Here is a 17,432-nt window from a genome sequence, read left to right as displayed (position 1 = left end):
GAGTGTTCACATCCAGCAGATGTCCTGGTACAGACACGAGTCGCAGACTGGTTTTTTCTCGAGTTCGGGCGGCTCGTCCGCTTCGACGACTTCGATGATCCCGCGCAGCACGGCTTCGATACGTTCTCGATTCTCGTCGTCGAGTTTGACACGCTCACGCTTTCGCTCTTGGGGGTAGGCGAGAACACCGTCTTTCTCGATATCGAGAACTGTTTCGAGGTACCAGAGGTAGTAGAGGAGTTGGAGTTTCGGTGGTTCTTCGAGTTTCGACGAGACTTTCACCTCCATGATGTCGCCGGAATCGTCGAGTACGTCGATCGCGATTCGGCCATTCACTTGGAAGGATTGGCGCTTATCCCGATAGCTAGTTTCGTCTACGCGTGTTCCCCGGCGAATGTTTACTGACTCGCGGTCAATATCGATACCCCGGGACATGAACCAAAGCTCGCGCTTACAGACTTCGAAGTACTGGACCATGAGACCAGTAATTCTGATCGGTGGGTCTCGCCAGGGGTCGCGTTCGGCGTCAACGATATCCGAGAGACTCGTCACAGCCATAACCTAGTTGACACGACACACGACTTAATATCTACTATGAAATATTACTTACGGGGACTTGGCACTGCACGGAGGCTAGACATTTATGTGTCATCCAGGACAACATAGAGATATGCGACAACAGGACGACGTATGGAGTCAAATCAGCGAGCGTGATAGACAACTGCCTCTTCTGACACTACAAGAGGCAACCGCTCTACAAAGTCATTGCTCCCCCCGGAGGTGCTTGAAGAATCTCCTCCAATTGGAACGGAAGCACCTCATCAGTTTTCACTGGACTAACCAGAGTGGAAGTAAGATCATTGTTATTCAGCCAATCAAAAGCGATCGAGGGGATTCAGAGGTGTCAATATGAATAGCGAAATTGATAGGTGGCATTGGTACATACAGTTGAACGTCTCGTGGACCCGCTATTCCAGTAGGTCCACCGATGGCCAATTCGACCATCGGATAGATGGGTTGAAGCGGGGACCTTGGTACTGCGAGACCCGACGCTTCCAGCAGGCCCACCGTTCGGTGGGTATCTTTCTTTTGTTCGTCCATACTTTCATATCACGAGACACGAAATTGTTGGCTGTCATGTCCGGGAATGCTTTCGGACGGTTTGGCAGGGGAGGTGAGGAGTGCGGCTTTTAGTTCGACTCCGAGCTGACGCTGACGCAGCATACGATAACCAGTATCACCGGGGGCTCGCAGGTCGCGTGTGGCGTGCACTCGACGGCGAACAGTTCGACGAACTCCACGACCAGAGCGAGCCGACTGGGCTCTCGATGAGCAATCCCTTTCCGGTCGGGCCGATTGAAGAGGGAGACCGGAGGAACGTCCTTATCGCCTCTGCGCGTGACGATGTCCTGCACGCGGTCGCGTCCAGTCTCATCGAGGACCGTGAGTTCAATATCAAGCAGATGCCGTTCACTGTCGAGGAAGTCACGGGTATCGAGCCGGACGTCGGAGAGCCAGGAACGGAGGGAATGCTCACGACCGACACCGGGCTCGTGGTTCGGATTCCTCACTGGAAGTTCGACGAGTACGGCATCGACGCACCGAGCGACGCACCGGAGTTCTGGAGGGCGAAGCACACGCTCGAGCCACTGAAGGAGCAACTCGAGAACAACCTGGACCGGAAACACGGACTATATTGTAACGACTACCTTCCAGGGCCGAGCGACGTTGGGGGCGACCTCTTCACGAGTTACGAACACATCAAGACGTACGCACTCCCTGTGACTGTCACAGAGGGCGTGACGGAAACCCATATCCTCTCGAAGTTCCGTTTCGGGTATCGCGTTCGAGATGACGACCACCGACGTCATCTCAATCTCGCACTGGACTGCGGACTCGCCGAGCGGAATAGTCTGGGGTTCGGCTTCGTGAATATCCGCGAGGACAAGCGCGTCCCGCCGGGGGGCCGTCGTGTCTGAGTCGTTTACTGAACGATTCGACCGCTACTGGGATGAGCGTCCGGTCACGTCACTTCGTCGCGTCCAGACGCTCTACGGTGCGATCGCCGAAGCACGGAGCGGCGGAGGCTCGGTCGTCCCAGAAGAGTTCCAACTTTACGTCACACCCGGGGAACTCGACGGGTTCACCACGGCGGAAGGCGGAAGCGACGGCCCAAAACTCGTCACGGTCTACGTCGATCTGACGGACGAACCGACGCTCGACGGCGTGGAAGCGACGACGTTCCGTCAGGATGACGTGCCGAAACTCGGATTCTCCCGCTACCCGTGGGGTCGCGGTATCGACCACAGTATCACGCGACGTGGTGCGAAAGGCGGGTCGCCCGTCTCGACAGCGACGACGTACTGTGTGGATTGCCTCCGTCGATGGACGAACGCCGACGACAGAGAGCCTGCAGTCGGTCGGGTCGTGGACGAGCATCCAGACGGATGGATCATCGAGGGGCTACAGTCCATTGGCCAGCGTGATGGTCTCAAAGACGACCTCGAAGGGCTTCTCAAACAGTCGTTCGACGGCGGGGCACGAGTTACAGCGACCGTCGCCATCAAGCTCGATACAGATGGGCTTGAACACGCGCCCTCGGGCGACCCAGACGACGGCTACTACTATCCCGGACAACTCCACGTACTCAACGCGGGAATGCGAGCACGGAAAGAAGAAAAACTCGCGCGAAAAAACCTCGAGAAATCAGACCCACCGTCGCGCGGTGAGGCCGCATGCCTCGTCACGGGTGAAACCGAGACGGTCTTCGGGACGGCTGAGGACCCGCTCGCCTTCTTCACGGTGCAGCACGCGGAGAAGTTCAACGGTCTCAAGAAGCCCGAAGCGTGGCGTGCACACTCGATTTCCGCGGAAGCCGCATTACTGATCCAATCCGGGAGTTCGATGGTCGAGGGATGTCGAACGACACGTCGCGGGCGAAGCATCTACACGATCCCGTACTTCACGCAGATGGACGGGACGCGAGCCCAGTACCTCGACTTCGCGCTCGGCGAAACAGCCATCGAGACGCAAGCAGACCTCGTCGAAGTCCAGAAAGCGATCGAAGCACGGGACGAGGGTGCCGTGGCCGACCTCCGGTTCTACGTCGTCGTCGTCCGGAATGATAGCGGCGACATCAACGTCCTCACCGAGACACCTGACCTCTCAATCCAGCCCGCACGTGAACTCGCGGAAGCCCACATGCAGGTCCTCGAAGGCTCGACATTCGACAAATCCGCCGGATTCAACCAACCTCCAGAGTGGGTTCCCATCTCGGACGGGATCACCACCGAACCAGTCCTCTACTCGATCGTCGATGGACTGTACGCGTACGGTACGCTCTCGACGCCGGGCGGCGACGCGCCACCGGCGGACGACCCAGCAGACTGGCTGACGTTCACGCTCCTCTCCGGCGATGGGGAAGCGATCCCCGTCGAGCGACTCCTCGATGAATACGTCGAACGTATCGTGGCAGAGCAACGTGATGACGACGAGAACCGCCTGCCCGAGTCACATCTCAAGACGCAGTTCGCACAACTCGAAGCGCTTGCCCGTGTCGACCGACTCACAACGAATACCACCAACGACGCACTGACCGCCCTTACACGCATGCCAACAGCAACGACCGATACCGACGTAGCCACGGATGAGTTCCTCGACGAGGACGGAAACCTCGTCGCTTTCTGGAACTTCCGCAAGTACCGTCTCGACCGATTCATTGAGGAGCGCCCGGCGTTCGAAGAGCCCGACCGACTCGGCGCCTTCCTCGCGGGGGTTCTCGTCGGCCAAGTCGGGGACTATCAGGCCCAAACCCGAGAGATGAATCAGACCGTCCTCCAGCAGTATCCCGCAGAACAGATGACTGGCGGCCGGATCAACCAGTTCGTCCCCAAACTCGTCGACAAGATGAACGCGTACGCGAGCGACACCTCGTATGGGTCGTCGCTCTTCCCCGAACTGGAAGAGCGCCTCACGGACCTCCTGGGAGCACAATGGGAGATCCGAACGTCCGACCTCCGATTCCACTACGCAATCGGCCAGCTGTACGGGAAGCGAGCCAGGAACCGAGCGCACGACCTCCGAGAGGACGTCGCACGACAATCTGGAATTGAGCTCGAGAACAACCAGTAACCACTCACCATGACCGAAATCACAGACACCGTCGCGAACCGCTCCGAGATCGTCTTCATCACCGACGCCCAGGACTGCAATCCGAACGGGAACCCGCTCGGCGAGAACCGACCCCGACAAGACCCCGTCACTGGCCAGGGCGTCATCACAGATGTCCGTCTGAAGCGCTACCTCCGCGACCAACTTGAGGCCGACGGACACGGAGTCTTCGTGAAGAAGACTGCAGAAGGAACAAGCGGGAGTCGTGCTGCGCTCGCACTTGACGTACTCGGAGATATCACGACCGAGGAAGAACTTGAGGAGATCGACGACATCGCCGAGCAGTTCCTCGCAAACGCGCTTGACGTTCGCTACTTCGGTGCGACGCTCAGTTTCAACAAGGACGCAGAAAACGCCGTTCACGAAGCTCTCTATGAGCAGTTCGAGGGAGGAAACTACACGGGCCCCGTCCAGTTCAGCCCCGCTCGGTCACTGAACGCTGTCGAACTCAACGAGGAGTCGAACACACTCACGAGCGTCATCTCAACGAACGAAGGGAAGGACGTCGGTGGGTACGGACTCGACGACCACCGCATCAAGTACGGGATCTTTCCGTTCCACGCGATTATCGACGAACACGGCGCGGAGAACACGGGCCTCACCGATTCGGACGTCGAACGTCTCGATACGCTCTGCTGGCGTGCGCTGAAGAATCAGACGGTGAGTCGTTCGAAGGTCGGACAGTCCCCACGGCTCTATCTCCGTGTCGAATACGCGAAGGAGGGCTTCCAAGACGGCGACCTCCACAACGCGGTCACGCTCGACCGAGAGAGTGCGGGGAACAGTGAACCGATGCCTGACGAAGAACTCCGAAACGTCAACGACGTTTGTCTCGATGTGACGACGCTCCTCAACCGGCTGGAGACGCTCTCTGACGCCGGTCAGGTCGAGTCTGTCGCCGTGATCGGGAGCGAGTACCTCTCGGTGAGTGTCGACGGCGATGTTATCGGAACCGCTGCCGACCTCGGGAGCGAACTCAACGCGCGTGGTGTTCCGACCCACGAGGTCGACGTGTACGAGGATTTTCAGGAAACGCTCCCGAGTGAGTGATGGCACGCCGAGATACGAACGGGGCGTACCGGGGTCCCACGGTGACCGCGGACGACCCACCGACAGTAGACGACGGCATCCCATCGAAGTGCCTGACGTTCGCGCTCACGGGAGACTGGGGGCACTTCCGGAGAATCGACCGGACGGTGACGAAACAGACCTATCGAGTGCCGCCACGAACAACGCTCGCCGGTCTGCTCGCCGCCGTCGTCGGTGTCGGCCGTGACGGCTACTACGATATCTTCGCCGACGATACGTCGGCTATCGCGGTCGAGTTGCTCTCCCCACCGCGAACGGTGTCGCTGCCGTCACTCGGCCTCGGGACGAATCCGAACGAGACGTTTTCGAGCAGTGGCGGTACGGGGAACAAGACCGTCAAAGTCCAGTACCCGGACAGCACGGACGCACGACAGCTACACAGCTACCACTATCTCGTCGAGCCCGCGTATCGGGTGTCCGTCGCCGTCGAAGACCCGGTCTTCTACGGAACGCTCCGCGACAGACTCGAAGAAGGAGTCGCGTACTATCCACCGACCCTCGGACTCTCTGAACTTCACGCCGCAATCGGATACGAGGCGAAACAGACCGGTGAACACGCTGTTGAACGCGTAGCGTCACTGGACCGCTGTACAGTCGACTCACTCGTTCCGAACGGCGTCGACGCAGTTATCCCCGAAACCGAACAATCCTATGCGGTTGAACGCGTCCCTGGAACAATGACTGCCGACGAGACATCCCGGAAGACGACTTCCTACGTCGATTACGCGTTCCGGGAGGACACCGGTCAGTTGACCGTCGACGCGTCGAAGGTTGAGGTTGCGAAGGTTGATGGTCGAACCCTGGCGTTCGTCTAGATGTACGACGACATCATCGCTCGACCCGGTGAGAACGGAGCTGAGGACGAACTGCTGACGGTGCACAGTGAGGATGTCGCCGAGCTCGCGCCCGCCCTCTGCGGTGACGACTTGCGTCGCCTCGCATCCATTATCGGCCGTCTCCACGACTTCGGGAAAGCGACGACGTACTTCCAGCACCACGTCCGCGGGAAACCAGTCAAAGATGTCCGGAGTACGTATCACGCCCGGCTTGGCGCGTTCGCCGCCTTTCACGTTCTCAACGAATGCGGATACGATGACCGCGACTGCCTCGCCGGCCTGCTTAGTATCCTCCGCCACCACGGTCGACTCCCCGACACAGCCGAGCAGCTAGTCAAAACGACCAAAGCAGAACGTGCCGAGGAAGGCAGCGCGTATTTGGCTGGCCAACTATCGGATATCGAAGACGGCGAAGATCGGACGGCAGTCGCTCACGAGTTACTCCAGAACGCCTCCGGTGGCACTGTCTCCTGGACGTCATTCAGGGATGCGATGCGTGAGGGCGACATATACGACAGAGTCCTTGATCTGGTCGGAGAGGCGAAAGGGGACATTAAGGCGTTAGTGCTGCTGGTTGAGCCGTCTCCGGATTCCCTTCCCGACGCGCTCTACGACCGGACGGTACGGCTCTGGAGTGTCCTCACGTTCGCAGATAAAACGTGTTCCGCTGGACTCGAAGACGACCGCCGGCTCCGTCCAGAAGCTCTCGAACTCGACGATCTGGAGGACGCTATCGAAGCGAAACGACGCGGCCTCTCACCCCCTCCTAAATTCGCAGAGCACGACACCGACCTCGGCGGTGACGCGTCCGACGAAGCGACGCTCAATCAGCTTCGTGAGGGCATTCGACGCCACGTCAAGGAGAACGCACGGGCGTTCGCAGACCGAGACGACCACGTTGCGACACTCACACTCCCCACTGGCCTCGGGAAGACCTTCACCGGAATCACCGCCGCGTACACGATCCGTGACGAGACACGACACGAAGAACTGGGCAAGCAGCACGCGCCCCGTGTTGTCTACGCTCTCCCCTACACGTCGATCATCGAGCAGACACGGGACGTTTTCGAGAACGCGCTCAACGCCGACCCGTTCGGACGAGCGTTCACGGTCCATCACTATCTCAGCGACACCGTCACCTACCCATCCATCGCCGAACTCGAATCGATCCCAGACCAAGCGACCGATGACAGCGCGTACTTCAATGCGTCTCGCTTCGCGGAAAGTTGGCGCAGCGGAACCGTGCTCACGACGTTCGTCCAGCTGTTCGAGAGCCTCACCGGTCCGACAAATGCACGCGGCCTCAAACTCCCAGCGCTCCATGACGCCGTCATCATCCTCGATGAACCCCAAACCCTTCCGAAGGAGTGGTGGCCCGCGATCAGATACCTCGTCGATCTGCTCATTACCGAGTACAACGCCCGCGTCGTCTCGATGACCGCGACGCAGCCGAGCCTCTTCGACAATGCACCCTTCGACGTCTCGTCGCTGCTCTCAGCATCTGGACAGTCAGCACCCCCGATCGAGCGAGCGGCGTTCGATGCTGTTTCCCGTACAACGTACGAGATCGACGAGTCGGTTTCCGTCGACGAACACACTGGGGACGTAGACTACTGCAGTCACACCACCGCTGGAACCCGACTCGTCGAAGCCATCACTGGAAATGACACTAACACATCAGCGCTCGCTGTTTGCAACACGATCGAAAGCGCATCCACGCTCACAACCGCGACAACGGCCGCAGCAACCGCGGCTGGAGCGCGAACGAAGCACATCGGCGCAGTTTATCAATCTACTCTCAACGAACTCTCCGCATCGCAACGGGCCACAGAATCAGTTAGCATCGAAGTACTCGACCAGGAACCAGATACGTCGGATCTCGCAGTAGCAGTGCTCGAGAAACTCGGCTTCGAAGCGACAGCCAAGTCGACTGAGGACATCACGGATTGGACGTGGCAGTACAGCGGTCCGTCCGACAGACTCCTCATTGGTGAGTTTTCCTCGCGGTACCGTCCACGGGATAGACGCGTGCTAGTGACTGTCGCCACAGTTATCGCACGCTCGACCCAGCCATTCGCCTTCGTATCGACACAAGCAGTCGAAGCTGGTGTCGACATCAGCTTCAGCGCGGTCTTCCGTGACCTCGCACCACTCGACAGTCTCGTGCAGGCCGCCGGCCGATGTAACCGCTCGTTCGAATGGGGGCTCACTAGCGGTGATGTCACCATCTGGTCACTCGGACCGACTGAAGATGGCGCAGAGCCACCTGCGAACTACATCTATCCGCAAGCAGAACTCACCAAAGTCCGCCGAATTCTGGACGAACTCTGTGAGATGCGGGGTTCACGGACAGTCCCCGATACTGCCGTCGAGACAGACGCTATTCCCGCGTACTTCGACTGGGTCGCAGCCGAGAACGAAGCTGATGTCGAAGACCGAGAACTCACGCACGCCCTCGAGACTTGCCAAGGAGAGGTTCTCGCACGCCGAAGTCTCATCGATAGCGGATACGAAACCCGCGACGTCATCGTCGCACACACCCCGGTCGAGCGCAGAGCAACCAAGCGCCTCACAGAACTCCTCAGTGAGAATTCTCACGAACAAGCAGCGGGGTTCGAACTACTGAACCACCTCAGTGGTCTCCGTGTCTCCGTCCCTCTCAAGAGCCTCGAAGGAGTGACCACGATCACCCGAATCGACGGCCGACCACTCAACGACCCCGAAGGGGTCAACGTCCTCACCACCACCCGAACCGGAAACGGTCAATTCTACGATCTCGCCGACGGCGGCCTCAGAATCACCGACCTCATCAGCGACCGCTTCTCCATCTAATCACTTCTGTCGACCCCCCGGGGGTAGACCCAGAATTAGGGGTCGACAGAAACACTTGAGTGAATTCCCCGAAAAGAACCGTTCACGCCCGCATATCGGGCATACTTCCAGCAGGACCGTAGACGGGTTGAAGGGACACAGAACTCGCCGAGGATTGGCTTGCGAACCCACCTTCCAGCAGGACCGTAGACGGGTTGAAGGTCGACGGCCGCGACGAGAGCGACCTCACCGAGGCCTTCCAGCAGGACCGTAGACGGGTTGAAGGACGTCAAGGTTGAGTTGGGACTTGCCACGGTTACTTCCAGCAGGACCGTAGACGGGTTGAAGGACGTCAAGGTTGAGTTGGGACTTGCCACGGTTATTCACTTCCAGCAGGACCGTAGACGGGTTGAAGGGTGGTATAGCGGTCGGCTTCGGAGAGGTCGGCCTCCTTCCAGCAGGACCGTAGACGGGTTGAAGGGGAATCTGTTGAACGTCGACCGGGCCGTTGAGCGCCTTCCAGCAGGACCGTAGACGGGTTGAAGGTGACTATCGTCGCGCGGGTCGTTGACCAGCTCGACTTCCAGCAGGACCGTAGACGGGTTGAAGGGGTTCGAGGCCTTCCCATCGCAGTTGGGCGTCGCCGCTTCCAGCAGGACCGTAGACGGGTTGAAGGGACCTCTCGGTGCAGGAGTTCGACAACATGCTTGCTTCCAGCAGGACCGTAGACGGGTTGAAGGGCCGAACTCGCGGGAGCGACCGAGAACGCCGACCCCTTCCAGCAGGACCGTAGACGGGTTGAAGGAGACGAGAAGGACAACATCGGACGCCCCTCCGAAGTCTTCCAGCAGGACCGTAGACGGGTTGAAGGGCCGACGACGCTGTGGCCGACGTGCAAAGCGACCTCTTCCAGCAGGACCGTAGACGGGTTGAAGGGTCGCCTGCGACACGGTTGTCTCGCCGCATCGACTTCCAGCAGGACCGTAGACGGGTTGAAGGAACGCCCACTGTCTCGGAAGGTGATTCTAAACCGCCCGCTTCCAGCAGGACCGTAGACGGGTTGAAGGGAGATCCACGCTGCGGGCTGATCCGAGAGTGTCCCGCCTTCCAGCAGGACCGTAGACGGGTTGAAGGCGACGGAACCACCGATTTCGTCAGCGCCTCAATCGTCTTCCAGCAGGACCGTAGACGGGTTGAAGGGTCGGCGTCCCGTCGGCCGTGGCGGCCGAATAGCTCCTTCCAGCAGGACCGTAGACGGGTTGAAGGCGACTCGACGACGATTACTTCGCGCTCGAATCTCGTCTTCCAGCAGGACCGTAGACGGGTTGAAGGGACCTCGTCGCTGACGGCAGCGGGTACGACGTCGACGGCGAAGCTTCCAGCAGGACCGTAGACGGGTTGAAGGCTCGAACGCCGCGGCCACGACCCCAACGACGCGCTTCCAGCAGGACCGTAGACGGGTTGAAGGGCGAGCGAGTCGTCGTCGAGTGACTCGGCGAACGCCTCTTCCAGCAGGACCGTAGACGGGTTGAAGGACACGCATCGAGTTCGACCGCAAGGACGTCCAAGACGCTTCCAGCAGGACCGTAGACGGGTTGAAGGATGGCCATCGGGACGGTCTGCAAGCGGGGGAGCACCCTTCCAGCAGGACCGTAGACGGGTTGAAGGGAGGCCATCGGCTGGCTCGCCATCGAGGTGCTCCGGACTTCCAGCAGGACCGTAGACGGGTTGAAGGGGCGAGGCCGGCGCGTCCGACACGGACACGCTCGACTTCCAGCAGGACCGTAGACGGGTTGAAGGATCATGGTGGTCTGGTCCATGCCGAAGAGATCGTCCTTCCAGCAGGACCGTAGACGGGTTGAAGGGTGGGAAGCGATCTTGTTGTTCCCCACGGTCTGGCTTCCAGCAGGACCGTAGACGGGTTGAAGGGCGATTCAGCCCGGCGAAGAGGTCGTGACGGGAATCCTTCCAGCAGGACCGTAGACGGGTTGAAGGTACCTCGTCGTGAGCCACGACTCGCACAACCGCGGCCTTCCAGCAGGACCGTAGACGGGTTGAAGGGAACCGACAGCGCCGCTTCCTGCGCCGACGGCGTCGCTTCCAGCAGGACCGTAGACGGGTTGAAGGGACGCGCCGTTCCTCCGCCACGACCCCGAAGCGCTTCCAGCAGGACCGTAGACGGGTTGAAGGACGGCCGTTTCGACGAGCACGAACGCATCGGCGAGCCTTCCAGCAGGACCGTAGACGGGTTGAAGGAATGTCGTCTCCGACCGCCTCCGCGTCGGCCAGTACTTCCAGCAGGACCGTAGACGGGTTGAAGGGACATCATCGGGGTGCCCGAATGGCCGACCTCGTACGCTTCCAGCAGGACCGTAGACGGGTTGAAGGCGAGGACTTCCTCACCCGCATGCAGAAGGAAGTCCCCTTCCAGCAGGACCGTAGACGGGTTGAAGGCATTAGCGTCGATAGTGTGAGAGGCATTTATATCGCCTTCCAGCAGGACCGTAGACGGGTTGAAGGGGGCGGAAGCGGGGGCTTGACCCCCGACCCGACCGCTTCCAGCAGGACCGTAGACGGGTTGAAGGGTCCTCAACCGCCTGGAGGAACTCATCGGTGCCGTCTTCCAGCAGGACCGTAGACGGGTTGAAGGTGTCCACCGTCGGTCACGACGCGATTGACGACGCTTCCAGCAGGACCGTAGACGGGTTGAAGGGGAATGTCGTCGCGCTCGCGGCCGTGGGGTGTCGGCTTCCAGCAGGACCGTAGACGGGTTGAAGGGACGACATCCAGCAGATGCCGCACGAGGCGGTCATGCTTCCAGCAGGACCGTAGACGGGTTGAAGGGCGGCTGATAGCGGGAGAGTTCCCCACCCCCACACTTCCAGCAGGACCGTAGACGGGTTGAAGGCCTCTTTGGCGGCTGCGACACGAACCTGCATCCGCTTCCAGCAGGACCGTAGACGGGTTGAAGGGATCGCCGTTCCCAGCCCCGTATCGATCATCTTCTGGATCTTCCAGCAGGACCGTAGACGGGTTGAAGGAGCAGCGCGTCGACGACCTCCAGGAGGAACTCCACTTCCAGCAGGACCGTAGACGGGTTGAAGGTCGTTGTTCGCGAACGCTTCCTTCACCTCGCGGAGCCTTCCAGCAGGACCGTAGACGGGTTGAAGGATTTCCACGACTGCGGGAGGGTTCAAAAACGATACTTCCAGCAGGACCGTAGACGGGTTGAAGGATCGGCTAACTTGTCGTTGACAGTCTGCGCATAGCCCTTCCAGCAGGACCGTAGACGGGTTGAAGGTGTTTCGGCTGGCTATCGCAGCCATAGCCATACACGCTTCCAGCAGGACCGTAGACGGGTTGAAGGTTCTTTGTGAAAGTCGCATTGGACGCACGTGATTGTTGCCTTCCAGCAGGACCGTAGACGGGTTGAAGGTCTCGCCACCCCACCCGAGAATGGCAACTCTGCCGTTCTTCCAGCAGGACCGTAGACGGGTTGAAGGAAAGCGGAGGACCCGACCACCCCCGAAGTCCCGCCGCTTCCAGCAGGACCGTAGACGGGTTGAAGGGTCGTTTGGGCGATGTCACGCCAGTTGACCGTCTTCCAGCAGGACCGTAGACGGGTTGAAGGATCTGAGGGCGGCGAAAACGACCCTCTCGGCGGTTCGCTTCCAGCAGGACCGTAGACGGGTTGAAGGGGCGTGTGCGTGTTGATGAGGTCTGCGGCGGCCACGTGCTTCCAGCAGGACCGTAGACGGGTTGAAGGTGCCGTGGTTCGGTGGGCGTGTTGTGGGCGCGACCTTCCAGCAGGACCGTAGACGGGTTGAAGGACGGAGATGCTCCGGTGCGCGGTCTGTCGTGAGGTCTTCCAGCAGGACCGTAGACGGGTTGAAGGGAGGCGAGACGGTTCGACCTGAAGCTCGAGTAGCCTTCCAGCAGGACCGTAGACGGGTTGAAGGGCCGCGTGGGTGACCGCGTTCTGGTTGCCATCTTGCTTCCAGCAGGACCGTAGACGGGTTGAAGGCGCCCGTCTGTGGGCGGAACCGCCGGTTCGTGGATGCTTCCAGCAGGACCGTAGACGGGTTGAAGTCAATGACAATCTGGATAACCCGCGCGAAGAACCGAACTTCCAGCAGGACCGTAGACGGGTTGAAGTTCCCGCAGCTCCCGGAAGGACGCGGTCGCGTCCGGCTTCCAGCAGGACCGTAGACGGGTTGAAGTACCAGCGCCGCTCCAACGACCAGCGCCAGCCCGACTTCCAGCAGGACCGTAGACGGGTTGAAGTCACGGGATTATTCGTTTTCGGATAGTTCACGCTTGCTTCCAGCAGGACCGTAGACGGGTTGAAGCGAACGGCGGGTTCACCGCGAGTTCTTCCCGACCCTCTTCCAGCAGGACCGTAGACGGGTTGAAGCCGTATCATGACACTATTCATGAGTTTTTCCCCAAGCTTCCAGCAGGACCGTAGACGGGTTGAAGCAAGGCGGTCTTCAACCGTATCGACGACCGCGACGACCTTCCAGCAGGACCGTAGACGGGTTGAAGCTGTATGAGTAAGCGCGACCTGAAAAGCGGCCAGTCTTCCAGCAGGACCGTAGACGGGTTGAAGCTGAGGGTCACCCTGGAAGACGGGGGACGCGATACCCTTCCAGCAGGACCGTAGACGGGTTGAAGCGGGAGATCGTCGACCGACTTCCCGCAGTTCGTGCTTCCAGCAGGACCGTAGACGGGTTGAAGCGCCGACGACGGGAAGAACTTCGTCGACGGCGACGACCTTCCAGCAGGACCGTAGACGGGTTGAAGCGTGTTCTGCCCGGAATGCTGGTTCGACCTATCCGACTTCCAGCAGGACCGTAGACGAATTGAAGCGAAACCGTCGGCTTCGACACAGTGCTGGGACCCCTGATAGCGCAAACGCCGAGTTGATTTAAGCACGTATCACCAACACCTCTGCACAGATGGCTCGTGTCGTCTACTATCACCATCCCCAAGCCGAGAACTTCTCGCTGAAGTATAGCTCGGCCTCGCAATCCGAGATTCTGTCCCGTCGTGAAGATTCAAACGGCGCGACGAAGCTCATCGGCTATCCGTTTGATACCCCAGTCTATGTCCTCTATGAGAGCGACACGGAGATCAAAGACGCAAACGAGGTTGATTTCGACCAGAAATGGCTCAGCGGTCGAATCGCCGAGCTTCCCCGGGAGGGGCAGGTCGTCGCGTTTCGATTAGTGGAATTACTCGAAGCGGCTGTAGACGTGAGAGAAGAAGAAGAGTTCCGCCTCTATAAGGAGTTTGAACCACAGAAGATTCGGCAGGCACTCGACCACGTCTCGTGGGGCGCACCACTCCCACAGGTCGCCGGTGAGCTGATGTCAAATCTCATTCTCCGGCATTCGCTGCCGAATGCGAATCATCGGACGGGGATTGCAATGCTGCAGTTCTGTATCGAGAGTGTGAATCCAGATTTCGAAATGCCTCGCACTCACCTTGATGATGAAACCTGGCAGGAGTGGGTTGATCCCTATATCGTCGACTCGAAGCGCCTCATCACTGTTCGACGGAACAACATTCGATTCAAGCAACTGCAAGAACTTGGCGTCGACCTTGTGGAGCGAAAAGACGGGATTCAGATTCAGTTAGACGAGTTCGAGCTGGATATGCACTGGCGTGACGCACTGTCGACGTACGCCGCTCGGCACGAAGATCACTGTACAGAGTTTGCTCGTGCAGTATTGGAGCGCACAGAGCGGGATGATCTCCTCGAGAAAGCGGAGCCGACAAAGCAGGAGTTCATCGACTATCTGGAGTCTGGGCTCGTCGAACGGGATTTCAGAGAACTGTTTTGATTTGATCAGTCGCGAAGCTCTGCGACCGACTGACCGACCTCTCGGACGTGGGCACTTCGCTCAAGGTCAAGTTCCTCAGCGAGGTAATCAACCGTCTCTTCGAGGCTCATACCTGAAGGAAGCGCTCCGATCAGTATAAATCTAGTGCTGTACCATGACTACGGAGGAGATGACCTGACTGTCTAATAACTGGATGGAGCTACCGCTGCGAGAATCCGGTCGCCTCAACTGGAAATCCATCGGCCTGTTTTGCGACATGGCTTGGCAGCTGGTAAACTCCGCCCTCTACCCGCTCCATCGGTGCTTCGAGCGCCCCCTCTGAGAGCGACCGTTCGCTCCACTCGGTGTGCGAAACCGCGACTTCAAATCCGGCGACTCGTGGTGGAACTGCAGGCAATGCCTCGGCATTCTCCGGGTACTCCTCCAGAAGCGGTGCGTATCGGAAGGGAAGACGAAGCAGATGACTCCGGGTTGTTTTCCCGGAGTAGAAACACCGATTCGGATCTGCAACGAGTACATCCTCAACGCGTTCCTCGTCAGTCGGATAGTCGATACCGTAGTGGTCCGGGTTGTCACCCGATTGTGCTTGGATTACCCGATCGATCGCCTGCCCGAGACTCATTGGGTCGGTCGCATGCGAGAGCCAGCAGGCTGCTGCAAGAGCGTCGTCTGCGTCGTTGGTGAGCGTGTACGTCGAGATTTCTGGGGAGTTGATTGGCGCGTAGTACGCACGCACTGCGAATAGACAGGGCTCGTAGACTCGTCCACCTGCCTCATTCGCTTCGGCGGCGACGTCGTCAACGGCGAGTTCGAAGAAACCGTTGTCGATGACCGAGAGGCCCTTGTCGACCACATCCAAGACGACGATGCGCCCGACTCGGGTGACGAGCGAGCCACCGCCGACGGTGGAGTAACCGTCCGTTCGGTCGTGAGCGAGGTGCTTGAGATTGACCCCGACGGTGTTGTTGACCACCTACGAGCCGGTGAACTAAGTGACTAGGTCGACCGAATCAACGGTGCGATCGATGGAATCGAGAACCACGATGAGGTCGACAGACGTGACACGTACGGACGAATCACGTTCCGGCACGTGGCGTATCGTTACTACTTCACAGAGGCCGTCGCCGCGTACCTCCACTAGAGGCAAGCGGAGTACATCCCATTTTTCTGAGGCTCACAGTTGTTACAGAGTCGCATGAATATCCTGCTCAATCAGTATTAGGAAGGGAGGAGTGGACTCAGGATTCAAATGCCGCTTCCAACTTCTCATACATCCTCCTTCGCCGGGCCTTCCGCTCTTGCTCTCTCGACAAGTAATTCCGAAGCACAACCTCCGTTGACGAACTCCCCTGATCTTCAGCAACCCCCTCTAATCCTTCAAGTACCTCCCCAACAGCCTCCTGATACGCCGAGTACCAGAATCGCCGCCCCATCTTCGGTGTGGGCGTATCTCCATCAACAACTACTTCAGCAGTGTCAGCAAGCTGTTTAAACCGACGACGTATCGTACTAACTGACACATAGCCTGTCGACGACGATCGAGACGGGAACAGATACCCGTTCCACATCTCACGGTCAGAGAGCGTATCAATCCGATCAGCAACGACATCGACCCCATACAGTAACGTCACCTCACCAGGTCCGTTCTTCCGCTCTCCATCACCGAACGACAGATGCGGGTCCTCAGCATCCAAAACAACCTGGTCGACGTGCAACGCGGCAACCTCAGAGGGGCGTAGCCCCCACCCAGCAAGTGCAACAACGAGCAACTCCGCTTCGGAGGAAGCTACCTCACTGTAGATCCGCCGCACTTGCGACGCGGACAACGACTGTGGGTCTGGTTCGCTGGCTTCCCAGCCGAACTCTTCGCCAGCCTCGGCGAGCGGATTGTACTTCGCGTACTTTCGGCGTTTCACGAACGCGTACCACGCCCTTGCGACGTGCAGATATTCGAGCTTAGACCGATCCGTCGATAGCTCCTCGTCGAAGACGTCGAGGACGGCGAGACAGTGCTCTATTTCTCCCGGTTGCTGGTCTAACTCAGATAGCGGTTCGAGCAACGCATCAGTCCCGTGCAGTTCTCGATAGGTCCGAACCCACTTCGCCAACCGTGTCCGGTGGGTCTCGACGGTACTCTCTGCCCGTCCACCACGAGTTCCTATCGAGTTGAGATACACTTCTAGAGCGTTAACAGTATCCGTGTGGTCGACGTTCCATTCCCACTCATTTGAGTCCTCGTCTTCAAGGCCGACGACGTCGACGAAGAACTGCGTGGGCGTCAGGTCGTGGTGCTCTCGCAGCGCGTACGCGATTCCACTGTATCCGTGTTTAGTGAGCCACTCGTAGGTCGGAACGTCTCGATCTTCGTCGAACCCGTCGCGATATCGCTTCGGTGCGATGTCTTGCCAGTAGACGTCGACGAGTTCGTCGAGGCTCATTTGTGACCACTTGTAGCGCTTTTCTCTCGTCTCGTTCTCTGAAGCCCCATCTTTCGCGTCCAAACCCTCGGAGTCAGACTGCTGACTCACACCTGCTCACCGGGGAGTAACCCGCTCGCTGCGTATTGGGGTGATTCTGAATCGGAGATTTTCATTACTCACTGACTTTCTTCCATTGAGTTAATACTTTGGCTTGTGAAGGAGTGGTCCACACACAACCGCATTTAGTAAAATAGTGGCGT

9 protein-coding genes and 1 CRISPR repeat array are annotated in these 17,432 nt (G+C 59.0%); of the genes, 6 read left to right on the top strand and 3 right to left on the bottom strand.

The window, feature by feature from the left end; all coding sequences use genetic code 11:
* Window positions 1-6: 6 nt before the first annotated feature.
* Entirely contained in the window at window positions 7-558 is a 552-nt protein-coding gene (gene cas4 / locus NDI65_RS08810; RefSeq protein ID WP_233514300.1) for a CRISPR-associated protein Cas4, read from the bottom strand.
* Between the two features lie 623 nt (window positions 559-1,181).
* Here cas4 and cas6 point away from each other — a divergent pair.
* The 6 genes from cas6 (at window position 1,182) to NDI65_RS08780 (ending at window position 14,752) form a co-directional block, all read left to right on the top strand.
* Window positions 1,182-1,979: a CRISPR-associated endoribonuclease Cas6 gene (gene cas6, locus NDI65_RS08805; protein ID WP_115820204.1), complete on the top strand. Its 798-nt coding sequence runs from the start codon at window positions 1,182-1,184 to the stop codon at window positions 1,977-1,979.
* Window positions 1,972-4,131 (top strand): TM1802 family CRISPR-associated protein, encoded by a 2,160-nt coding sequence (locus tag NDI65_RS08800; protein WP_310893599.1) that lies wholly within the window; start codon window positions 1,972-1,974, stop codon window positions 4,129-4,131. The genes cas6 and NDI65_RS08800 overlap by 8 nt, the downstream gene beginning before the upstream one ends.
* 9 nt (window positions 4,132-4,140) lie before the next feature.
* Window positions 4,141-5,220 carry a type I-B CRISPR-associated protein Cas7/Csh2 gene (gene cas7b / locus NDI65_RS08795; RefSeq protein WP_310893598.1) on the top strand — a complete coding sequence of 360 codons (1,080 nt, stop codon included), beginning with the start codon at window positions 4,141-4,143 and terminating at the stop codon, window positions 5,218-5,220.
* Complete coding sequence (gene cas5b / locus NDI65_RS08790; RefSeq protein ID WP_310893597.1) at window positions 5,220-6,074, top strand: type I-B CRISPR-associated protein Cas5b; 855 nt, start codon at window positions 5,220-5,222, stop codon at window positions 6,072-6,074. Before cas7b ends, cas5b begins: the two co-directional genes overlap by 1 nt.
* Window positions 6,075-8,927, top strand: coding sequence for a CRISPR-associated endonuclease Cas3'' (locus NDI65_RS08785; protein ID WP_310893596.1), 2,853 nt, complete (start codon window positions 6,075-6,077; stop codon window positions 8,925-8,927). It begins immediately after the preceding gene.
* A 104-nt stretch (window positions 8,928-9,031) separates the two neighbouring features.
* Window positions 9,032-13,775: a CRISPR direct-repeat array (repeat unit 29 nt; unit sequence CTTCCAGCAGGACCGTAGACGGGTTGAAG).
* A gap of 89 nt (window positions 13,776-13,864) precedes the next feature.
* The gene (locus tag NDI65_RS08780) at window positions 13,865-14,752 is read left to right on the top strand and encodes a hypothetical protein (protein WP_115820199.1); all 888 of its coding nucleotides are present in this window, start codon (window positions 13,865-13,867) and stop codon (window positions 14,750-14,752) included.
* 199 nt (window positions 14,753-14,951) lie between these two features.
* Here the strand turns inward: NDI65_RS08780 and NDI65_RS08775 are convergent, their stop codons facing one another.
* Window positions 14,952-15,725: a hypothetical protein gene (locus NDI65_RS08775; RefSeq protein WP_199519550.1), complete on the bottom strand. Its 774-nt coding sequence runs from the start codon at window positions 15,723-15,725 to the stop codon at window positions 14,952-14,954.
* 265 nt (window positions 15,726-15,990) lie between these two features.
* Window positions 15,991-17,190 carry a site-specific integrase gene (locus NDI65_RS08770; RefSeq protein ID WP_115820214.1) on the bottom strand — a complete coding sequence of 400 codons (1,200 nt, stop codon included), beginning with the start codon at window positions 17,188-17,190 and terminating at the stop codon, window positions 15,991-15,993.
* Window positions 17,191-17,432: the final 242 nt, after the last annotated feature.

The sequence above is a fragment of the Haloferax sp. S2CR25 genome (genome assembly GCF_031624535.1).
In the GTDB taxonomy this organism is placed as follows: Archaea; Halobacteriota; Halobacteria; order Halobacteriales; family Haloferacaceae; genus Haloferax; species Haloferax massiliensis.
Note: the sequence above shows the minus strand (reverse complement) of the source record. Positions and strands in the feature narration are given on the sequence as shown.